Raw genomic sequence first — 21539 nt, 5'->3', positions numbered from 1 at the left:
TCGTGGCTGCCCGCCTTCGCGGCGTGGATCAACACGCGAGAGCGGCAAGGCGGCGGAGATGCGCTCGTAGCGCCCTTCAGATCCTAACGGTCGGCCGTATCGGAGCGAATCGCGTGCGCCCGGTGGCATCAGGGCAGGGTGCCGCCTTGGAACCGCTGAGAGCAGGCCCCCGCGCTCGTGCAGGTCTGATCGGCGATCGGATAGCCGTAACGACCATGCTCGTAATTGGCGGCCGCCCACGCACGCAGTATCGCGCCTTGCGTCGCATGGGCCCCGGTCGTCGGCGTCCAGTGGACGAGTCCGCCCTGGAAGTCTTGGTAACAGCCGCCGGCGTCAAGTCCGCACTTGAGTGACGATGTCGGGTAGCCCAGCGACGACTTCTCGCTCTTCATCGACTGCCAATACGTCAGAATCGCGCCCGAGCTGGCACGAGCTCCGGTGCCGGGCGACCAGTGGATCTGACCATTCTGAAAGTCCTGATAGCACCCGCCGTCCTTGAGCCCGCATCGCTGATCGCTCGTCGGATAACCGAGTGTCGACTTCTCGCTTCCCAGCGAACGCCAGAGCACGAGCGTCGCGCCGCTCGTGACTTTCGCCCCCGTCGTCGGTGAGAAGTGGATCTGACCATTCTGGAATTCCTGGTAGCAACCGCCATTGGCGAGCACGCACTGCGTCGAGGAGGTGGGGTATCCCAACGGACCCCCCTCACCTCCGGAGGCCACCCACCGGTCGAGGATGGGACCGTAGATGGACTGCGCACTGATTCCCGACAGCCAGTAGATGCGGCCGCCCTGGAAGTCCTGCCGGCATCCGCCCTGGGTCAGCCCGCACCGGTCGTCGGTGGTCGGGTAACCGAGGGCGCCGTGCTCGTAGTTCGCGCGCGCCCACGCACCGAGAGTCTCCCCCACGGTCGCGTGAATGCCCGTGGAGGGGGTGGAGTGGACCAAACCGCCCTGGTAATTCTGGTAGCAGCCTTGTTCCTTCAGCCCGCACTTCTGGTCGCTGGTCGGGTAACGCAGAACCGACCTCTCGCTTCCTCGGGATTGCCAGTAGGCAAGGAACGGAGCACGTGTCGCGTGAGCGCCGCTCGCTGCGGAGTAGTGGATCTGTCCACCCTGGAACTCCTGATAGCACCCGCCGTCGGCGAGCACGCACTGTTCCGCGGAGAGGGGATAGCCGAGCACACCCTGCTCACTCGAGAGCGACTTCCATTCATCGAGGATCGCGCCGATGGTCGGCTGCGCACCGGTGGCGGACGTCCAGTGCATCTGCCCGTCCTGGAACTCCTGGTAGCACCCGCCGCCGACGAGGACGCAGAGTTCATCCGAACGGGGGTAACCGAGCGAACTGTTCTCGCTGCCCGCGTTACGCCACGTGTTGCCTATCGCGCCGCTCGTCTTGTACGCACCCGTAGCGGGCGTCCAATGGATCTGCCCGTTCTGGAAGTCCCGGTAGCAGCCACCCTCGGCGAGCCCGCAGGTCACGTTCCCTGTGGCCGCTCCCAGCGATCCGCCCGCTCCGCCGTACCGCTGGTAGGCCGATTCGATCGCCGCCGTTCCGCTGGGGCCGCTCGTCGTGCCGAACCAGTCGGAGAAGAGTCGCCAGAAGTTGCGGTTCCCGTAGGAGGCGCAACTGTCACCGGTGCCGTACATGTTGTTGAGCGCCGACGCGTTCGGAACGTAGGGAGTGTAGATGTACAGCCCCGCCGTCGCCTGGTTCTGGATGAAGACCCGCTGAGTGCCGCAGCTCGTGTTGTAGGGGTGCAACAGGATGTTGTTCCACCTGTCCGCCTGATAGGCGAACGAGGTGGGGTTCAACCGGTAGATCTCGTACTGTCGGGCGGCGTAGTACACCTGAAAGAAGTAGCCTGCGGTCGCCTGGTTGCATCCCGCCGTATCGGGGCAGCCCTGCCCCATGGCCTTCGCGTACTTCGTCGCCGTCGGTGCCGAGTCGGTCAACAGGCCCTGCTCCTTCTGAAGCAGGACGAGAAGGACCTTCTGGCTGACTCCGCACGAGCGCGCGACACGGTCGAGGATCGTCGAAGCGCTCTCGTTCGTGCGGCCGCTGTATCCGTCGCAATATCGATCGGCGGAGCGGTTCTCGGTGTTCTGCCGATAGTCCTTCAGACAGGTGAACCCGGCACGGCAGGTGCGTAGTTGACTTTCCATGAAAGCCTGCACCTCGCCCGAACTCATCGAATTCGAGTTGTAGAACGTGGCGTCGTCGATGATGTTGCCGGGGCGCCAGTCCGCGGCGGTCACGGCCTCGGCAGACGGGGTCGGCGCTACCGTGGCCGGGAGCGCGACGAGAATCGCGACAGCGGTGGCACAGATCGCGAGAAAAGCCACCCAGGGGCGGGCGCTGCGCTGACGGGTCATCGAGTCGACTCGACGGACGAGATCGCTGACTGGGCGCGCGTGGATGCGGACTCGTAATGCACGCGGAAACGCCATTCCTCCGCGCTGGCCTGCGGCGTCAGCGACATGATGCCGCAGTACGTCACACCGTTGCCGGCCGTCGAAGTGGCCGAAGCCGAGGTTTCCTCGCCGATGAGCTCAAGACGACAGCTTCCACCGTCTTCACTGACACCCGGCACCATCGCCGTGACCTCCAGGCGTCCTTCGATGTCCTCAGCCGTGACCACCAGGACGTCACCGTTGTACGGCGGGTCGGCCGTCGCGGTCGCGGTCGGGGTCGGGGTCGGGGTCGGGGTCGGGGTCGGCTCGGGCTCGGGCTCCGCGCTCACGGGGGTGGGTGACGGAGCTGTCGCCGTGCGGGAGGCCGTCGGGGTGGGAGACGGCTCGGCGGCTCCTCCGACCGTCGTCGCGCACGCAGGCAGCGCCAGCACGCCGACCGCCGCGATCGCCGCAAACCAGAAGCGCAGGGTGGTCGAGCCGAGGCGGGGGGCAGGGCGTGCATTCGAGCGGATCACGCAGTCATTGTCGATGCTGCCCTCCTCGGCAACCGTCTCCCACGCCGGTCGGTCACACGGATGTTACCGACCCGACACTCGATGACGAGAGGCGGGACGGCCGATTCGATCACCGCCGGTTCAGCTCCGTCGGAGACGGGCTCGCACGCGCCGCAGCCGCGACATGACCGGCTGGTGAGCGTCGATCTCCCGCCGCAGATCACCGCGCAACGTCTGAAGATTCTCCTCCATACGACGGAGCTGGCCGTCGAGCTGTTCCGACAGCCGCTGCTCCATTCCGGCCAGGTACAGCGGGAGCCCCGTACCCTCTCGGGCCATCCACTCCTGCAGCGCACGGTCGCGCACGACCTGATCGTCGCGTCGGTGCTCTGAAACGAGCCCGAACATGCTGTTCGCGTCGTCCCCGCGCGCGTCGGGGCGCTGCGTCCAGTAGGCCAGCACGCGGTCGCCGATGTAGCCGATCGGATGCTTCTCGAGCACCCGCAGATAGAACTCCCAGTCCTCGACGGCGTCGAGGGTCTCGTCGTACCACCCGACGTCGTCGTGCAGCGCTCGGCGATACAGCATCGAGATCGGCACCGCCCGGTTGATCTGCACCATCTCGGTCAGCGAGATGCGCTGCATATCGGCCCAGAACCGCGCGCGTGAGCCTTCGACCCACTCGCCGTCACGTTCGACCTCGTAGACGATCTCGGTCGCTGTTCCGACTGCCGCGTCGGCGGGGTTGTCGTCGAGCCACGCCACGGTCGCCTCGAGAAAGTCTGGGTGCCACCGGTCGTCGTCGTCGTGCAGCACGACGAATTCGGCCTCGGTGGCCCGCATGCCCGTGTTCGCGGCGATGCAGCGGCCTCCGCGGCCCGGCGCGATGTGGATGACCCTGGTGCGCTCCGCGACGGCTGATCCCGCCACCACGTCGTCGACGACCGCGGCATCGCCCCCGTCGTTGACGACGATGACCTCCGCCTCGTCGAAACGTTGTGCGGCCACGTCGGCGAGCGCACGCGCCAGAAACGCGGGCCGTTCACGGGTACGGACGACGACACCGACGCGGACTGACATGCCCCTGAGCATACGAGGGCCCTACAGGTCGGCGTGCAGCGCCCACACCCGCTCGGCGGCCTCGCGCCACGAGAACGCCTGGGCACGATCGGTGGAGAGCACCCGAAGGCGGTCGGATGCTGCGCCCGAAGCCTCTGCGAGCGCGTCGCCCATCGACTCCGGCGCCGGCAGCAGACCCGCGTCCACGAGCACCTCACGATGCACAGCGGAGTCTGCAGCCACGATCGGCACCCCGAGCGCAAGAGCCTCGACGACGCGCCACGGCCAATCCATTCGAGCCGAGGGGGCGACGAACACGGTCGCCGCGCTCAGCACCGCGGCGCGATCCCACGTATCGAGCGAGCCCCGCACGTGCACCCGGCCCTCCGAGAGACCCGACGATGCGGCGATGTCGGCAACCGACGGCTCTTCCCCGGGTGGGCAGTCGAGCACGACGACATCGCCGTCGGCCCCCGAGTCCACCACGGCACGGAAGGCGTGCGCGAGGCCGTCCGACGCCGCGCGCCCGCCGGCCACGGCGATGAACGCTGACGGCAGGTCGAGCGCCCGCAGCCGACCGACGTGGTCGTTGGGCACCCGGAATCCCGACGCGGCGGCACCGGCGATCACGCGCACCCGGCGTCCGAACCGGCCGATCTCGCCCAGTCGCGATGCCATCGCGTGCGTCGGCACGACGACGGCGTCGGCGTGCTTCTCCGCGCGCTTGAGCATCGCCCTGGTCCAGATGACCTCCGAGCGCGAGAGGGTGTCCGGCGCCTCCCATGCACGCAGATCCCAGAGCGTCGCGACCACCTGATGCGTCTCGTTCACCCGGTCGTGACGAACGAGAGGAGCGAGCAGGGTCGGCGAGTGGATCATGCCCTTCCCGACGCCCGGCACGATGCCCAACTGCCACGACGCGGCGAGCTCCCGCCTCGCGAGACCCAATCGGTGCACGTCGGCGAGCTCGACAGCATCCGTCTCGGGGATCCCCGGTGAGGGGACCAGACCGTCAACGACGCATCCTGCGGGCGAGGTGGCGGCGAGGGCGACGGCGAGCTCACGGGAGGCCTCTGCCAGCGCGGGTGACGTGGGTGCGACGAGCTGGTCGAGTACGAGCCGCAGCGCCACGGTCACGGGGTGGGCTCCGGCGTGGGCGGGTGGAGGGAGTCGCGGACGAGTTCCTGCACGTACGAGACGTCGGGCTCTTCTTGGTCGATCGAGTTCGCCTCAGGGGTGAGCTCGATCGTCTTCACTTCCTGCTCCTTGGCCTTCAGTGCGAGGTCGGCGAGCGTGGGGAGAAGGCCCTGCGGCAGATCGGTCTCCATCAAGTTGGTGCTGGCCGCCGCGACGCTCTGGAAACGCGTCAGCACGGTCTCGGGGGTGAACTGCGCGATCATCGCCTCCTGCAGCTCGCGCTGGCGGCGCATCCGGTCGAAGTCGTCGGTGGTGTACCGCGATCGGGCGTACCACTGGGCGGTGTCGCCGTCCATGCGCTGGGGTCCGGCTTCGATCCAACCGATGGCCCAGTCCTCGGCCGGCTGGCCGCCGTACTCCGGTCCGCCGCCCTTGGGCAAGCGCTGCTGCACGGTGATCTCGACACCGCCGAGCGCGTCGATCATTTCGGCGAACCCGTGCATGTCGATGAAGACGTAATACGGGATCGAGATCCCGAGAAGCCCCTCGGCAGCGTCCTTCGTCGCCTCGATACCCGGCTCCGACCCCTCGTCGACGGCGTTCGGGTAGAGCGCGTTGCCGTCGCGGCACACCTCGACCTCGGTGCGGAGCTGGTTGATGCCGCTCCCCCACCCGCAGTCCGGATCGGACTTGCCCGTGTGCACGTCGGGATAGAGCGTTTTCATGGGCCCCTCCGCGAAAGGGAAGTGCCCGAGGTCACGAGGGATGCCCGTGATCGTCGTCGCACCGGTCTCGGCGTTGACCGAGACCACCGAGATGCTGTCGAACCGCATCGAATCACGCCCCTCGCCGCTGTCGGCACCCAGGAGCAGGATGTTGTAGTACCCGTCGGAGGGAGGAACGACGGGCGCTGACGAACCGAAGATGTCACCGAGCGCTTCGCGCGTCGAGCCGGTGACCTGGGCCCCGTACGCTGCCGCGCCCGACGAGACGGCGACGAGGACGATGGCGAGCGCCGGGATGCCGATCCGCGACAGCGGCTTGGCCCGCACGAGTCGGACCAGCCGCAGGGTGTCGATGGTGAGGACGATCCACAAGACCGCGTAGCCGATGAACAGACCCTGCACGAGGAGCAACGGGAGGGGGCGCAGCAGCGACAGCGGCGCGGGAACCCACGCTCCCGAGGCGATGTTGAAAGCCACAGACGGCGCGAGCAGCGCGCACACTCCGCCGAACACGAGCAGCACCCACAAGAAGATGGTGGCGCCGAGCCCGAAGCGGCCGAGCTTGCGACTGCCCGCGAGAACCTGTGCCGAGCCCGGCACCAGGAAATTGAGACCGACGAGCCACCAGCCGCGCTTGGTCATCGTGCCCGCCGACGTGACATCGGGGTTGCGGATCGGACGCGCCTCGATGACGCTTCTGCGCACGGGGCGTTGCAGCGAGGGGCTCGCGACACTCACAGCGACTCCTTCAACCGGCGGTTCTTCTCCTCCACCTGCGCCTCGAGATCGCGCGCGAACGCCTCGACCCGATCGGCGATGGCGGGGTCGCTGGCACCGAGGATGCGGGCGGCGAGGAGTCCGGCGTTGCGCGCTCCGTTGATCGACACGGTCGCGACGGGGATGCCCGCGGGCATCTGCACGATGCTGAGCAGCGAATCAAGGCCGTCAAGGGTCGCGAGCTGGACCGGCACCCCGACGACGGGAAGGGCGGTGAGCGAGGCGAGCATGCCCGGCAGGTGGGCGGCCCCGCCGGCACCGGCGATGATCACGCGGAGGCCGCGGCCCCGTGCATCGCGACCGTAGCTGAGCAGCTTGTCGGGGGTGCGGTGGGCCGAGACGACCTCGACCTCGTGCGGGATCTGGAAGTCGGTGAGGGCTTGCGAAGCATCCGCCATCACCCTCCAGTCGGAATCGGAGCCCATGACGACGCCGACCACGGGCGCGTCGGAAGAGTGCAGCGGTCGGGTCACGCCCACCAGGCTAGGACGCATGTCTGGAAGATCCCCGCAACGGCGCGGTGATGAGGGGGTTCCGGATGCGTGCCTAGACTCCTCGGCGATGGACAGCCGCCTCTCCCCGCTCGTCTCCGCGTTCGTCGACATCGACGGCAGACGGATCGAAGTCTTCGACGTGGGAACCTCGGCGGTCGGCGACCCCGTCGTGGTCATCCTCACGGGCGCCGGCGACACCGCCCGATCGTGGCTGCCGGTGCAGACGACGCTGGCGCACGAGCTGCGCGTGGTGTCGTACGAACGCTCCGGGATCGGTGCCAGCGACCCCGGGTCGCCACGCACCGTCGCCGGCATGGTCGCCGAACTGCGCGGTGTGATCGATGCCCTGGCTTCCGGCCGCCGGGTGCTGCTGGTGGGACACTCGTTCGGCGCCCTCGTCGCCCGGGTCTACGCGGCGCGGCACCCCGACCGCGTCGCGGGCCTCGTGATGATCGACGCGACGCCCGACCTCCTCGGCGCCGATCGCCTGCGCCGGAGGGGCTACCGCCTCTACGTCGAGAGCATCGCGGCCGCGCGGCGCCTGCTGCCGTCGCGGATCTTCGCCTGGCTGGTGCGGAAGAATGCGCTCCCCTACTACCCGGGCCGCGGTCCGTTCCTCTCGACCCTCACCCCCGAAGCCCGCGCCGAGTGGGATCGCGCGGTGTCCGCCGTGTTCGTCGGTGACGCGGTCGACGAGATGCGCGCCGTCCTGCCGGGAACCGCTGAGGCGTCTGTCGAGCTCCGCAGCGCGCCGCCGGGCGGTCTCCCGGTGGCACTTCTGACCAGCGGCACCTACGGCCGCGGGTGGATCACGATGCACGACGCGATCGCGCGCCGCTACCCGAACGCCGTTCATCGGCTTTCGGGCGATCGGTTCCACAACGTGCACATGCGGCACGTCGCGCTGACCGTCGAGACGGTGCGCACCGTACTCGATGCGAGCCGCCAGCCCACCGACGGGCCGCCTCGACCTCTGACTGAGCGAGACTGAGGTCTTATCCCCGAGGAGACCCCGATGACCCTGCCTGATGCCCTGCTCGACCTGCTGCGCAAGCCCAGCCCCTGCTTCCTGTCGACGATCATGCCCGACGGCTCTCCGCAGGTGACCGAGACGTGGGTCGACACCGACGGCGAGCACGTGCTCATCAACACCGTCGTCGGCTACGTCAAGGTGCGCAACGTCGAGCGCGATCCGCGCGTAGCGGTGGCGATCCAAGACCCGGCGAACCCGTTCCGGTACATCCAGGTGCGCGGTCGCGTCATCGCGATGACGACCGAGGGGGCCGCCGAGAACATCGATGCGCTCTCGCAGAAGTACACCGGACGGCCGTACCCCTGGTACGGCGGGCGCGATCAGCAGCGCATCGTTCTGACGATCGCCGCCGAAAGCATCAGCGGTCAGGGCTGAGTCGTCGGCGCCGGAGCGGCCGATCCCATCACATCGCGCCACCCGGTGATGCGCTGCTGCGCGAACGTCGTGCTCAGCTCGTCCCGGTGCTCGGCGTGCTCTGCCCAGAAGCGCATCGCCGTGTAGATGAGCCAGGCGTGGGCCTCGTATCCGTCGAGCGAGTATTCGTGCTCGACGCGGCCGTCGGCATCTGCGGCATGCCCGAGAACAATCCCGGGTGAGAAGTCGCCCGTCTGGGAGTCGACCGCCGATACCGTCGCGCGCACTTCGGTGATGCTCTCCCAGGGCCACACGTCGACGTCGTCGATGTAATAGCGGACGACCCCGTGCCGCCCGATCGAGATGCCGATGGGTCGGCGCGCGAATGACGCGTGACGCCATCGGAGCAGCACGCCGATGCCCCCGGCGAGGGCGACGATGAGCGCCCCGAGCAGCAGCGGCGCGACCACGATGAGAGCCCAGGTGCTGCCATCCCCGACGGCCAACGCCCCGGCCCAGACGAGCGCGGTCGATGCGGCGAACCCCGTTCCCGCGAAGCACGCGACCATCCACAGCCCCGGGCCGGTCTCACGGAAGAAGTGGATCCAAGAGTCGGGCGGACGTACACGCGCCTGAGAGAGCGTCACGGCGTTGATGAATCGGGGCAGCCCCCTCTCGGCGCCCGCGTGCTGGTAACCCACGCCGACCCCGAGGCCGACCGCGGCGAACAGAGCCGTGAAGACGATGGCTCCGCCGATGTCTTCACGCAGGAGCGCGGCGAAAGCCCCACCGGCGAACGCCAGCGCGACGACGATCCACGCGACCGCCACCCCACGGCGGATCGGTTTCGCCGCCGACATGCGCCATCTCTCCGGCAGCGGGTAGGGCGACGTCGACTCGGGCACCTCCCGATGCAACCACACCGTGCGGGCGGTCGCCCTCAGTCGGCGAAGACGGATGCGGCGGCGCGGGCCTCGTAGACGACGTCGTCGAGATCATTCCCAGCGACGTTGACGTGCCCCACCTTGCGGCCCGGCCGCGGGGCCTTGCCGTAGGTGTGGATCTTCGCGGCCGGGTGCGCCGTCATGGCCGCCTCGAAACGCCCGTCGAGCGAGCCGTCGGAAGGCCCACCGAGGATGTTGATCATCGCGGTCCACGGCCGGGTCGCGGCGGTGTCGCCGAGCGGCAGGTCGAGCACCGCGCGCAGGTGCTGCTCGAACTGGCTGGTGACCGCGCCGTCCTGCGTCCAGTGCCCGCTGTTGTGCGGTCGCATGGCGAGTTCGTTGACGAGGATCCGACCGTCGACGGTCTCGAACAGCTCGACCGCCAGCATCCCGGTCACACCGATGCCCTCGGCGATGGCGACCCCCAGCTCTTCCGCGGCGGCGGCGAGCGCGGCGCTCGCGCGGGGAGCGGGAGCGAGCACCTCGGCGCACACGCCGTTGCGCTGCACGGTCTCGACCACGGGGTAGGTCCGCAGCATGCCCGAGGGGGTCCGGGCGACCTGCTGCGCGAGCTCGCGTGAGAAGTCGACGAGTTCTTCGACGAGCAGCATCCCGCCCCGGGCGTCTTCGGCGAGCGCGGCGAACCAGTCAGCGGCCTCGGTGCCGGCCGAGACCACGCGCACGCCTTTACCGTCGTAACCGCCGCGCGGGGTTTTCACGACCGCTCGCCCGCCGTGGTCGTCGATGAACGCCTGCAGCTGGTCGGTGTCGGCGACCGCCGCCCACTCCGGCTGGGGTGCCCCGAGCTCGGCCATCCGCGCTCGGAGCACGAGCTTGTCCTGCGCGACGGCGAGGGCATCGGGCCCCGGATGCACCGCGATGCCGGCGGCGACGAGCGCCGTCAGTACGTGGTGCGGAACGTGCTCGTGATCGAAGGTGACGACGTCGACGTCGCGCGCGAACGCGAGCACCGTGTCGGTGTCGCGGTAATCGCCGACCGCGGTCGCGGCGAGAGAGGCCGCCATGCCCGGCTCCTCGGCGAGAACGCGCAACTCGATGCCGAGTTCGACCGCCGGAGCGATCATCATCCGGGCCAGCTGGCCACCGCCCACCACACCGACTCGCAGCGTCATGCCACTCCCTCTGTCGAAACCGTCCGCCCCATCTTCTCGCACAAGCGTCTGCACTGACTCAGGCTCAGTGGTCGCATGCCGGCGCGGGCCCCCCGCGATTGCGGGGCGTGGGGCGCACGACCCGCCATTCAGCCTGAGTTAGTGCGCCGGAGAGGGGGCCTCGATCGAGCGCGGGGGTCGGGGCCGCAGTCGGGGCGCACCGGCGGGCGGCGGTCAGGCGGGGAGCTCGGGGCGGCGGTCAGGCGGGGAACGGCGGGACGGCGGGCGGCTGCGCGTCGCGGTGCGCCAGGATCTGGTTGACCTCGACCTGGTCGACGAGCACTTCGTAGACGAGGTGCACATTCGCGATGCGGCGCAGACGCAGGGGCGCATCGACGCCGTTCGAGAGCACGAGCGTGCCCCCGCCACCGATGCGCTGGAACACCCCGCGGCGCAGCTGCACGGTGTAGCCGCGAACGTGCGAGAGCTCTACGCGACGGCGACCGAACGGCCCCGATCGCGCGATGACCCGTCGCGTGGTGATCGTGTAGCGGTGCGCCAACCAGCTCGCGAACGGCAGGATGACCAGCAGCAGGACGATCGCCGCGGCGGCGGTCAGCAGCATCCAATCGGCGAAAGGTTCGCGCAGGTTGCCGTAGAAGAAGCCGACGGCGCCCGCGACCGCGATGAGCACGAGGGACGACCAGAACAACCGCGACGCACGCGGACGAAAGCGTGCCACACGCAACTCGGGCGTAGGGGCACCGGGCGCCGGCATGAGCGGGCGCCCCCCGATCGTGGACGGCTGGGTCACGCTCTCATTGTGACGCGCACCCGCGACGTCAGGGTGACCCCACGCGGAACACCGGCTTTCGGTTTCGCGGTGGACTCAGCGGACGTGCTGCACATCGCCGGCGGCGACGGCGATCTCGTCGCTGTCGACGACGACCACGAGGCGCCCGTCGGGATCGATCCGCCGAACGCGCCCCTCGAGGGAGCGCTCGTCGGGCAGCATGACCACGACATCGCGGCCGACGGTCGCGCACAGCGCCTCGACCTCGCCGAGCACGCCCGACGCTGCCGCATCGCCGCCCGCGGTGAACAATGCCTGCAACTGCTCGTCGAGGGCTTCGAGGTAGTCGGCCAAGAGCTTGTCGTCGTCGCACTCCATGCCGATCGCGGCGAACGAGGTCGCCGTCGACACGGGGAGATCGGCCCGTGTCATGCGCGTGTTCACACCGGCGCCGATGACGACGGCATCCATCGTGCCGGGAAGCGCCTCCGCGAGGATGCCGCAGATCTTCGCTCCGTCGACCAGGACGTCGTTGGGCCACTTCAGTTCCGCCGTGTTGCCCGTGCCCCGGAGCTGTGCGGCGACGGCCCGGGTCATCGCGGCACCCGCGATCAGCGGGATCCAGCCGCGGGAAGCGGCGGGCAGGCGCTCGACGCGCACGAGCACCGACACGGCGAGCGCCGTTCCGGGCGGTGCGGTCCAGACGCGGCCGAGCCGCCCGCGCCCGGCGCGCTGATCGGTCGTCACCAGGGCGGCCAGGTGAGGCCAGCTCTCGAGGTCGGCGGTGGCGGCGGCCACGACGTCGGCGTTGGTCGAATCGGTGGTCTCGACCACCTGCAGGCGCGGGCTGATGGAGGCGGCGAGCGGGTAGCCCTCGGCGGGGATCGGCATGCCGTCACCCTACGCGGGCGCCCGGCGCGCAGCATCCGCTCTTGACACCGCACCGCGGCGATCACGTCCGTCGAGAGACATCGACCGATGGCCCTCGCCCCGACCGAAGTGCGTCGAGCGACAGGGGATCGGGCGAGTCGTTGTGCCGACCCTCCAAGGCCCGCGCGGGGCCCGACGCTAGGGTGGAACGCGTGACAGAGCAGCCCGACCATTCCACCACCGCCGGCAAGATCGCGGACCTCCGCACGAGGTACCAGGAGGCGGTGGTCGACGCCGAGGCGGCGGCGCAGGCGAAGCAGCACGCCAAGGGCAAGTTCACCGCCCGTGAGCGCATCGAGCTGCTCGTGGATCCGGGTTCGTTCGTCGAACTCGACGAGTACGTCCGTCACCGCACCACCGCGTTCGGCATGGACAAGTCGCGCCCCTACGGCGACTCCGTCGTCACCGGCACCGGCACGATCCACGGGCGCACCGTCGCCGTGTACGCGCAGGACTTCTCGACGTTCGGCGGTTCGCTCGGCGAGGCGGCCGGCGACAAGATCATCAAGGTCATGCAGTTGGCGCTGCGCAGCGGCATCCCGATCATCGGGATCCTCGACTCCGGCGGCGCGCGCATCCAGGAGGGCGTCGTCGCGCTCGGCAAGTACGGCGAGATCTTCCGCCTCAACACCGCAGCCTCCGGCGTCATCCCGCAGATCTCGCTGATCATGGGCCCCGCCGCCGGCGGTGCGGTGTACTCCCCCGCCCTCACCGACTTCGTGATCATGGTCGACAAGACCAGCCAGATGTTCGTCACCGGCCCCGACGTGATCAAGACCGTCACCGGCGAAGACGTGGGCATGGAAGAACTCGGCGGCGCCTATACCCACAACACGCGCTCGGGTGTCGCGCACTACCTCGCCGAAGACGAACACGACGCGATCGACTACGCGCGCACGCTTCTGGGCTACCTCCCCGACAACAACATGGCCGAAGCACCGGTCTTCGACACGGGTTTCGAATTCGAGACGACGGACGCTGACCGGTCGCTCAACACGGTGATCCCCGACTCGCCCAACCAGCCCTACGACATCAACACGGTCATCGGCCGCGTGGTCGACGCTCCGACCGGATCGGGGACCGGGGAGTTCCTCGAGGTGCAGCCGTTGTTCGCCCCGAACATCGTCATCGGATTCGGCCGCATCGAAGGACGCACCGTCGGCATCATCGCGAACCAGCCGTCGCAGATGGCCGGCACGCTGAACATCGACGCCGGCGAGAAGGCCAGCCGCTTCGTGCGATTCTGCGACGCGTTCTCGGTGCCGATCGTGACGCTCGTCGACGTGCCCGGCTATCTGCCCGGCACCGATCAGGAGTGGACCGGCGTCATCCGCCGCGGCGCCAAACTGCTGTACGCCTACGCCGAGGCGACGGTGCCGCTGGTCACCGTGATCCTCCGCAAGGCCTACGGCGGCGCCTACATCGTCATGGGTTCGAAGCAGCTCGGAGCCGACGTCAACCTCGCGTGGCCGACCGCCGAGATCGCGGTCATGGGCGGCCAGGGTGCGGTGAACATCCTCTACCGCGGCGAGATCAAGCGCGCAGAAGAGGCGGGCGAAGACGTCGCCGCGGTGCGCGCGCGCCTCGCGAGCGAGTACACCTACAGCGTGGCGTCGCCCTTCCTCGCGGCGGAGCGCGGCGAGCTCGACAGCATCATCGAACCGGCGTCGACGCGCGTATCGATCGCGAAAGCCCTGCGGGCCCTCCGCGGCAAGCGCGCGAGCCTCCCCGCCAAGAAGCACGGGAACATCCCCCTGTGAGCACCCCGCGCGAGGACGCCCTCGAAGAGGGTGCCCCCGATATCCACGTACGCCGCGGTCTCCCGACCGACGAAGAACTCGCCGCGCTGATCGCGGTGGTCGGCGGCGCCTATCTGGCGGAATCGGCCGATCCGGCCCCGAGCACTCCGAAACGCTCCCGCTGGGAGCTCTCGTCGCGCGGACTCCGCCTGCCGCTGGCGCGCGAACGCGGCTGGGGCGGCTTCAGCGGCTGAGCTGCCTGCTCGAGCCGGAGGCAAATCATTTGTCCCCCGAAATACCTACAGACACGGCGTTATGGGTCGCGGATACTAAAGGAGCTAGAACGCATTACGCGTTCGGCCGCCCTGCTCGTATCGAGCCAGGTGCGGTCTCGCGGACGGTTTTCGGGTAATCGTCCGCTAGGCGAGGGGCGGGCGGCTTCGCCGCCCCTCGCCTTCTCCTTTTTCTTCTCTCTCACCGTCCTGGACCCCTCCCCTACCGGGACGGTGAGAGAGGGGTAGCCGTCGAGCGTCAGGGCCTGGAGATCTCGCGCCACAGGTCGACGCTGTCTTCGTCGGACAGGCTCTCGCCGTCGCCCGAACGCCCGACCACGGTGATGGCGATCCGTTCGTGCGGCGAGGTGCGGATGATGAGACGAGTGGATGCTGCGTCGCGCAGCGTGTCGGCGAGTTCGGCGCGCACGATCGCCAGAGCATCGTCGTCGAGGTCTTCGAGACCGCCCTCGTCGAACATGGTCACCGCAGACCCGCGGCGCCGCGCCGCCTCGAGCTCAGCGCGCACCCCGTCGTCGAGCAACCGCCTGCCCCGCAGTTCGTCGCGGAGACGACCTTCGGCCAGACGCGCTTCGATCCGCTCCTCCGCCCGGAGGTTTCCGCCCGTCTCGATCGTTCGGCCGAGCACGGGGCCTGCGGCCTGAAGTGCCCGCTGCACCTGGACGCGCCGTTCGCGCTGACGGCCGACCTGCGACGCCTGCCACGCGGAGGCCGCCTGCTGCAGGTCTGCCAGTTGCTCGGTGTCTCGGGCTGCCCGGTCGAGGGCGTACATCAGCAGCTGCGCCGCGGCGACCCAGACGATCGATCCGGGCAGACCGAGGCTGAGCGCCGGGAGCGGGCCGAGCCACACGATCGCCGACGCCGACATCAACCCGACGCCCAGCCACGCGATGACGGGTCGCCGACGCACCATGACGATCGTCGTGAGGGCGCCGATGCCACCGATGAACCATGTCGCGAACGGGAGGGTGCGCGACTCCGCCGGGACGGCGAAGAGGATCGCATTGGGCACCACGACGGCGGTGACGAGGGCCGCGAGGGCCAGCCACAGCGGAAGCACCGCGCGCGGCACCGCGCCCGCTGCCGCTCCGCGGCCGGAGCGGTACCCCCAGAAGATCACCGACCACGTGACGATCAGGAACAGCGGCAGCGCGAGGTAGTAGAGCCATGGGTTGTCGACCGCACCCGACAGCAGCAGGCCGCGGGCGGCGAGGTATGCCGTGAAGGCGACGCCGATGATCGAGACGATTCCGCGAACGGTCACCATCGGTTCCCACTCTCCCAGTGGAGCGTGACGGTGGTCCCGCTCGAACCCGACTCGATCTCGGTGCGGCCTCCGACGGCGGTGACCCGCGCCTGGATCGACCCGCGGATGCCCAGTCGATCGTCCGGGATCCGATCGATGTCGAAGCCGCCCCCGGCGTCGCGGACCCGTACGGTCACCCCGCCGGGCTCGGCGCGCCCGCGGAGTTCGACCGCGAGCCCGACCGCGTCGGCGTGCTGCACGGCGTTGGCGACGGCTTGCATCGCGGCGAGCACCAGCGCCCGTGCGACCCGCCCCGGCACGCGCGGTGTGTCTTCGTCGAGCTTGCGAGCGACGGCGGTGTCTATGCCCATCTCGCGTGCGGCCGACTCGATCTCTTCGGCGAGACGGACGGCGTCGACGGGCTCATCGCTGCCCTCCCAGGCATCTTTCTCGGCGTTGGCGAGCCGGGTGAGGGCCTCGCGGGCCATGCTCACCGCCAGCGTGCGCTCTCGGGGTGTTCCGGCGCGTTCGGCGGAGAGAAGCGCGCCCAGCACGCTGTCGTGCATCAGCGCCGCCACTGCGACGCGTTCCCGTTCGGTAGCCGCGGCCGCCGCGGCCTCCGCATAACTCGCCACCGCTCGCGCGCGCGTCTCGTCGACGTTCGCCGCCACCGAACGGTAGGTCCAGCCGAGGACGACGAGGACGCTCCCCAGAATGATCGCGAACGACACGTCGAGCCCGACCGGCACCCAGAACCGGTCGTCGAAGCCACCCTGCACCAGCCGCGTGACACCGAACAGAAGAGGAGCGGCGATCGTGGCCGCGATCTGCAGGCTGAGGGGGAAGGCGATGACCGCGGCCGCGGTCGCCACGGTGAGCAGGTAGAACGTCCACGGTTCTTCGGTCGGAATCGGCTGGGAACCGACCGTGACCGCGGGCCACAGCGCCAGCGCAGCGAAGTAGACGACGATGAACAGGGCAGAGAAGACACGTGCGAAGCGACCGATCAGGCACGCGACGATCATGGCCGCCAGCGGCCCGAAGACGGCCACCACCAGCGGGAGGTGCCAGCCTTCGCGCTCGTCGCCGGGCCCGAGGGCCGCGACGAAAGCCTGCAGGGCGAACACGAAACTCCCGGACCCGATCAGCAGCTCACTGACGCGCTCGATGCGGGTGCGGGTGAAGGATCCGTACCCCGCGGCCGTCTCACGGGTCTGCGGGATCCTCCCCCATGCCTCGTTGAGCACCGACCTTCCCGCTTCAGCCAAGGCGCTCCCCCTCGGAGGGGCCGATGATGCCGTCCTCCATCGCACGCAGACGAAGATCGATCTTCGTGGGAGCGGGGCGACCCACCTCGACGTACTTGACCCTCACACGGGTGATGTTCTCTTTGGCGGTCGAGTAGGCGACACCGAGGCGTTCCGCGACGACCTTCAACGGAAGCCCGGCGGCGTACAGCCGCAGCACTTCGCGTTCGCGCACAGACAACTGCGCGTTGGCGAACTCCCGGTCTCCTTCGACGGCGCTCGCCCATTCGACGTTGTTCAAGAGCTCGCCGCGGGCCACGGTGAGGATCGCGCCGATGACCTCGCAGATGGGTGAGGCCTTGCTGACGATCCCCGCAGCACCCGACGACAACGCCTCCCGCACCGCCGCGGGGCGGTCGGCAACACTGTGGATGAGCACGCTCGAGCCGTCGCCGACGAGCCTCTGCACGTTCTCCGAGACCATGGTCCCATCACCGAGCGTGAGGTCGAGGACGACGACGTCGGCGGGCGCATCGCCGGCGGCGAGCCGCCACTGCAGATACTCGGTGACGTTGCTCCCCGAGAAGACGACGGTGGTCGACTTCTCGCCGGCGCACGCGGCCTCGAGGCCGAGTCGCACCGACTCGTGATCGTCGATCAGCGCGACTCGCGTCATGTCGTCATGGTATCGGGGTCGCGCTCGAGCACCGCGAGCGCTTCGACGTGGTGCGAATGGGGAAAGAGGTCGACCGCGCGCACCCCGCGGCGCGCGGAGTAGCCGAGGTCGGCGAAGGTGCGGAGGTCGCGCGCGAGGGCCACCGGGTCGCAGGCGACGTAGGCGACGACGGCGGGGGCGAGGGCGGCGATGCTCTGCACGACCTCGCGGCCGGCACCCGCACGCGGTGGATCGAGCAGCACCACACCTCGAGAGAGTCGCTCCTTCTCGCGAGCGGATGCTTCGGCCACGAGCCGTGCGACGTAGCGGTCGACCCGCGCGGTCTCGGCCCGGGCACCGACCCACTCGGCGAGATTCTCGCCGGCGTGTTCCGTCGCCCGTGCATCCGACTCGACCGACGTCACGCGCGTGGCGGGCCCGCCGAGGTCGCCGAGCGCGGCGGCGAAGAGACCGACCCCGCCGTAGAGGTCGAGGTGCCACGCCTCCGGGTCGATCACCGGTCCGGTCGAGTCTGCGGGATGCAGAGCGCGCAATTCGGACTTCACCATCTCGGTGAGCGTGTGGGCGGCCAGGCGGTGTACCTGCCAGAAGCCATGGTCGTCGACGCGGAACTCCCGCGCGCCGACGCGCTCGGTGACGACCTCGGGTGCACCGGGCGCGCGGCGCTCGGAATCGGGGCGGACCAGCACCCGCACCCGCCCGTCGGCAGGCTGCACGAGATCGACGCGTCCCGGTGCTCCCGAACGGAGCCTCACCGCGGCACGCTCGATGTCGGGGGTCGCCAACGGCAGGTCGTCGACCTCGATGACGGTGTTGCTGCGCGGAGCGTACGGGCCGACGCGACCCTCTTCGTCGACGTGCAGGCCGACCCGGGTGCGCCACCCGGTGCCGTCGCTCGTTTCGGCATCGACCGAGCCGTCGGCGGCGGTCGCCGCGTGCGGCTCCTCCATCGACACGGCGAGATCGTCGAACTTGCCGATGCGCCGCAGCGCGTCGCCGAAGACGTCGAGCTTGAGCAGACGCTGCCGTGCGAGATCGACGTGCCCGAAGTCGGCACCACCCGCCCGACGCTCGGGGATCACGGTGATGTCGGCCGCTCCCCAGACGTGCGGACGGCGGTCGGGCGAAGCATCCAGAACCTCCAGCGCATCGGCACGCCAGAACGACGACTTCGACGTATCGGTCAGTCGGGCCCGCACGCGCTCCCCCGGAATCGCATCGGGGACGAACACGACGCGTCCTTCGTGGCGGGCGACGAACACGCCGCCGTGCGCGACGCCCGTGACATCGAGGTCGACGAGATCTCCTGTTTCCATCCCCCGAGCTTTTCACGTCGCGCCCGCGTCGGCGACCGCGCCGCCGGTAGCGTGAGGGCCATGCGCGTCTGCCTCGCCTCGACTTCGCCCGCCCGCCTCATGCTTCTCCGCCAGGTCGGAATCGAGCCGGAGACCCGCTCGCCGCAGGTCGACGAAGAAGCCGTGGTCGCCGAGATCGAGGCCCGGGAGGGCCGCCGTCTCCCCGCCGAAGAGCACGTCCTTCTGCTCGCGCGCCGGAAGGCCGCCGATGTCGCCTCGCGGCTCGATCCCGATTTCGACGGTCTCGTGATCGGCGGAGACTCGATGTTCGAGCTCGGCGGAGAGATTCTGGGCAAGCCCTACACGGCGGAGGTGGCCATCGCGCGGTGGAACCGGATGCGAGGGGCCACGGGCGTCTTGCACTCGGGACACAGCGTCATTCGCGTGGCCCCCGGCGAGGACGCCCGTGAAGCATTCGCCACCGCCGAAGCATCCGTCACCTTCGCCTCCGACATCACCGACGACGAGGTGGCGGCCTACGTGGCCACCGGCGAACCGCTGCAGGTCGCCGGCGCCTTCACCGTCGACAGCCTGGGCGGAGCGTTCATCGAGCGGATCGACGGCGACCCCTCCACCGTCGTCGGAATGTCTCTGTCGACGCTGCGCGTCCTGGTGCGCCGACTCGACGTCGCGTGGACGGAACTCTGGAACCGATAGAGACACCCGACACGTTTCGCCGAGTTTCTTGTGGAGTGGCGCTAAAGAGCCGCCCCCGCCCGTCGCTAGGCTGACTCTTATGCCGAAGATCGCCAAGGTGCTCATCGCGAATCGCGGCGAGATCGCCGTCCGTGTCATCCGCGCAGCGCGCGACGCGGGCAAAGCGTCCGTTGCCGTGTACGCCGACCAAGACCGCGACGCCCTCCACACCCGTCTCGCCGACGAGGCCTACGCCCTCGACGGGTCGACCAGCGCCGATACCTACCTGTCGATCGAGAAGATCCTCTCGATCGCACGCCGCTCGGGCGCTGACGCCGTGCACCCCGGCTACGGCTTCCTCGCCGAGAACGCCGAATTCGCCCGCGCTGTGATCGCCGCCGACCTCATCTGGATCGGCCCCTCGCCCGACGCGATTGAGGCGCTCGGCGACAAGGTCACCGCTCGCCACGTCGCCGAGAAAGTCGGCGCCCCGCTCGCCCCCGGCACCCCGGGGCCCGTCGCAGACGCGTCGGAGGTGCTCGCCTTCGTGGCCGTGCACGGCCTGCCCATCGCGATCAAGGCCGCGTACGGCGGAGGCGGCCGCGGCCTCAAGGTCGCCCGCACCGTCGAAGAGATCCCCGAGATGTTCGAGTCCGCGACCCGTGAGGCGATCACCGCCTTCGGCCGGGGCGAGTGCTTCGTCGAGAAGTACCTCGACAAACCGCGCCACGTCGAGACGCAGTGTCTGGCGGATGCTGCCGGCAACGTCGTCGTGATCTCGACGCGCGACTGCTCGCTGCAGCGGCGTCATCAGAAACTCGTCGAAGAAGCCCCGGCACCGTTCCTCACCGCCGAGCAGAACGACATCCTCTACACGTCGTCGAAGGCGATCCTCCGCGAGGTGGGCTACCTCGGCGCCGGCACCTGCGAGTTCCTCATCGGCGCCGACGGGACGATCTCGTTCCTCGAGGTCAACACCCGCCTGCAGGTCGAGCACACCGTGTCGGAGGAAATCACGGGCATCGACCTCGTGCGCGAGCAGTTCCGCCTCGCCGAGGGCGAAGAGATCGGCTACGGCGATCCCGCGCCGGGCGGCCACTCGATCGAGTTCCGCATCAACGGCGAAGACCCGGGCCGCGGGTTCCTCCCCCAGCCCGGACCCATCCACGTGTTCAAGACGTTCGGCGGCCCCGGCATCCGGCTCGACTCGGGCGTCACCGCCGGCGACAGCGTGAGCGGCGCGTTCGACTCGCTCCTCGGGAAGATCATCGTCACGGGGCGCAACCGCGCCGAGGCACTTGCGCGTGCGCGCCGGGCCCTCGACGAGTTCGAAGTCGCCGGTCTTCCGACCGTCATCCCCTTCCACCGCAAGGTCGTCCGCGAACCCGCGTTCACCGCCGAAGACGGGCGCTTCGGCGTCTTCACCCGGTGGATCGAGACGGAGTTCGTCAACGACATCCCGCCGTGGGACGGGGAGCTTGACGCCCCCGTCGCCGCAGCCGCGCGCCACACCGTGGTCGTCGAGGTCGGCGGCAAGCGCCTCGAAGTCAGCCTCCCCGACCGCGTCGCCGCAGCCCCCGTCGGCCGGCCCGCGGCCACGGCGCCGTCGCGGCGCGTGCACGCAGCATCCGCCGTCTCCGGTGCCACGGGCGACACGGTGAAGTCGCCGATGCAGGCCACGATCGTCAAGGTCGCCGTCGTCGAGGGCCAGCAGGTCGTCAAGGGCGACCTGGTCGTCGTGCTGGAGGCCATGAAGATGGAGCAGCCGATCCAGGCCCACAAAGACGGTGTCATCGGCTCGATCGATGCGGCCGCGGGCACCACGGTCTCGTCGGGCCACACCCTGCTGACGATCGTCTGACCCGCGTCCGGGTGGCGCGGCCTCGCCGGTCGCGTCGTTCGCACGAACTCAGGCTGGTTGCGCCGCGTTCGGCCGTACGGCGGCGTGTCGGGCGTCTCGCGGCGATCGAGCCTGAGTTAGTGCGGCCCGAGCCGACCGGCTCGGTGCGCGCCCCGCGGGAGGCCTGCCAGCGGCGCGTTCGGTCGCCGCGCGGTCGCTGCTCCCGCTCTGCACTAAC

20 protein-coding genes are annotated in these 21539 nt (G+C 69.6%); 6 read left to right on the top strand and 14 right to left on the bottom strand.

Going from position 1 to position 21539, the window contains the following annotated elements:
- Positions 1-128 precede the first annotated feature (128 nt).
- The 6 genes from ACFXQA_RS07115 to purE all read right to left on the bottom strand — a co-directional run bounded on the left by ACFXQA_RS07115 (position 129) and on the right by purE (position 7034).
- The gene (locus tag ACFXQA_RS07115; RefSeq protein WP_394519126.1) at positions 129-2378 is read right to left on the bottom strand and encodes a hypothetical protein; all 2250 of its coding nucleotides are present in this window, start codon (positions 2376-2378) and stop codon (positions 129-131) included.
- Positions 2375-2932: a hypothetical protein gene (locus ACFXQA_RS07110; RefSeq protein WP_394519125.1), complete on the bottom strand. Its 558-nt coding sequence runs from the start codon at positions 2930-2932 to the stop codon at positions 2375-2377. The genes ACFXQA_RS07115 and ACFXQA_RS07110 overlap by 4 nt, the downstream gene beginning before the upstream one ends.
- Positions 2933-3052: 120 nt before the next feature.
- Positions 3053-3991, bottom strand: a complete 939-nt coding sequence (locus ACFXQA_RS07105) for a glycosyltransferase family 2 protein (protein WP_394519124.1) — start codon at positions 3989-3991, stop codon at positions 3053-3055.
- Between the two features lie 21 nt (positions 3992-4012).
- Positions 4013-5107 (bottom strand): glycosyltransferase, encoded by a 1095-nt coding sequence (locus ACFXQA_RS07100; protein ID WP_394519123.1) that lies wholly within the window; start codon positions 5105-5107, stop codon positions 4013-4015.
- Positions 5104-6570, bottom strand: coding sequence for an LCP family protein (locus ACFXQA_RS07095; protein WP_394519122.1), 1467 nt, complete (start codon positions 6568-6570; stop codon positions 5104-5106). Before ACFXQA_RS07095 ends, ACFXQA_RS07100 begins: the two co-directional genes overlap by 4 nt.
- A complete protein-coding gene (gene purE, locus ACFXQA_RS07090; RefSeq protein WP_394520205.1) occupies positions 6567-7034 on the bottom strand; it encodes a 5-(carboxyamino)imidazole ribonucleotide mutase in 468 nt (155 codons plus the stop codon). Before purE ends, ACFXQA_RS07095 begins: the two co-directional genes overlap by 4 nt.
- A 136-nt stretch (positions 7035-7170) precedes the next feature.
- Between purE and ACFXQA_RS07085 the strand changes: the two genes are divergently transcribed.
- Positions 7171-8094, top strand: a complete 924-nt coding sequence (locus ACFXQA_RS07085) for an alpha/beta fold hydrolase (protein WP_394519121.1) — start codon at positions 7171-7173, stop codon at positions 8092-8094.
- Between the two features lie 24 nt (positions 8095-8118).
- On the top strand, positions 8119-8511 hold the full coding sequence (locus ACFXQA_RS07080) for a PPOX class F420-dependent oxidoreductase (protein ID WP_394519120.1): 393 nt from the start codon (positions 8119-8121) through the stop codon (positions 8509-8511).
- Here ACFXQA_RS07080 and ACFXQA_RS07075 read toward each other — a convergent pair.
- The 4 genes from ACFXQA_RS07075 to ACFXQA_RS07060 form a co-directional block, all read right to left on the bottom strand.
- Complete coding sequence (locus ACFXQA_RS07075) at positions 8502-9395, bottom strand: hypothetical protein (protein WP_394519119.1); 894 nt, start codon at positions 9393-9395, stop codon at positions 8502-8504. The genes ACFXQA_RS07080 and ACFXQA_RS07075 overlap by 10 nt on opposite strands.
- Before the next feature lie 35 nt (positions 9396-9430).
- Entirely contained in the window at positions 9431-10567 is a 1137-nt protein-coding gene (locus tag ACFXQA_RS07070) for a 5-(carboxyamino)imidazole ribonucleotide synthase (protein ID WP_394519117.1), read from the bottom strand.
- A 238-nt stretch (positions 10568-10805) separates the two neighbouring features.
- The gene (locus ACFXQA_RS07065) at positions 10806-11324 is read right to left on the bottom strand and encodes a PH domain-containing protein (protein ID WP_394520204.1); all 519 of its coding nucleotides are present in this window, start codon (positions 11322-11324) and stop codon (positions 10806-10808) included.
- A 111-nt stretch (positions 11325-11435) separates the two neighbouring features.
- On the bottom strand, positions 11436-12230 hold the full coding sequence (locus ACFXQA_RS07060; protein ID WP_394519116.1) for a biotin--[acetyl-CoA-carboxylase] ligase: 795 nt from the start codon (positions 12228-12230) through the stop codon (positions 11436-11438).
- Between the two features lie 191 nt (positions 12231-12421).
- On the opposite strand from ACFXQA_RS07060, the gene ACFXQA_RS07055 reads away from it, so the two are divergent.
- Positions 12422-14029 (top strand): acyl-CoA carboxylase subunit beta, encoded by a 1608-nt coding sequence (locus ACFXQA_RS07055; protein WP_394519115.1) that lies wholly within the window; start codon positions 12422-12424, stop codon positions 14027-14029.
- A complete protein-coding gene (locus ACFXQA_RS07050) occupies positions 14026-14262 on the top strand; it encodes an acyl-CoA carboxylase subunit epsilon (RefSeq protein ID WP_394519114.1) in 237 nt (78 codons plus the stop codon). The genes ACFXQA_RS07055 and ACFXQA_RS07050 overlap by 4 nt, the downstream gene beginning before the upstream one ends.
- A 277-nt stretch (positions 14263-14539) precedes the next feature.
- Here the strand turns inward: ACFXQA_RS07050 and ACFXQA_RS07045 are convergent, their stop codons facing one another.
- The 4 genes from ACFXQA_RS07045 to ACFXQA_RS07030 are packed head-to-tail and all read right to left on the bottom strand — an operon-like array spanning position 14540 to position 18786.
- The gene (locus tag ACFXQA_RS07045) at positions 14540-15568 is read right to left on the bottom strand and encodes a hypothetical protein (RefSeq protein ID WP_394519113.1); all 1029 of its coding nucleotides are present in this window, start codon (positions 15566-15568) and stop codon (positions 14540-14542) included.
- Positions 15562-16815, bottom strand: a complete 1254-nt coding sequence (locus ACFXQA_RS07040) for a sensor histidine kinase (protein ID WP_394519112.1) — start codon at positions 16813-16815, stop codon at positions 15562-15564. Before ACFXQA_RS07040 ends, ACFXQA_RS07045 begins: the two co-directional genes overlap by 7 nt.
- Entirely contained in the window at positions 16808-17470 is a 663-nt protein-coding gene (locus ACFXQA_RS07035) for a response regulator transcription factor (protein WP_394519111.1), read from the bottom strand. The genes ACFXQA_RS07040 and ACFXQA_RS07035 overlap by 8 nt, the downstream gene beginning before the upstream one ends.
- Positions 17467-18786 (bottom strand): class I SAM-dependent RNA methyltransferase, encoded by a 1320-nt coding sequence (locus ACFXQA_RS07030; RefSeq protein ID WP_394519110.1) that lies wholly within the window; start codon positions 18784-18786, stop codon positions 17467-17469. The genes ACFXQA_RS07035 and ACFXQA_RS07030 overlap by 4 nt, the downstream gene beginning before the upstream one ends.
- 60 nt (positions 18787-18846) lie before the next feature.
- On the opposite strand from ACFXQA_RS07030, the gene ACFXQA_RS07025 reads away from it, so the two are divergent.
- Positions 18847-19482, top strand: coding sequence for a Maf family protein (locus ACFXQA_RS07025; RefSeq protein WP_394519109.1), 636 nt, complete (start codon positions 18847-18849; stop codon positions 19480-19482).
- 79 nt (positions 19483-19561) lie between these two features.
- Positions 19562-21322 (top strand): ATP-binding protein, encoded by a 1761-nt coding sequence (locus tag ACFXQA_RS07020; protein ID WP_394519108.1) that lies wholly within the window; start codon positions 19562-19564, stop codon positions 21320-21322.
- Positions 21323-21539 lie beyond the last annotated feature (217 nt).

This window comes from Microbacterium shimangi, from assembly GCF_043556445.1.
Taxonomy (GTDB): Bacteria; Actinomycetota; Actinomycetes; order Actinomycetales; family Microbacteriaceae; genus Microbacterium.
The sequence above is the reverse complement of the archived record's forward strand: the minus strand, read 5'-3'. Positions and strand labels throughout refer to the sequence as shown.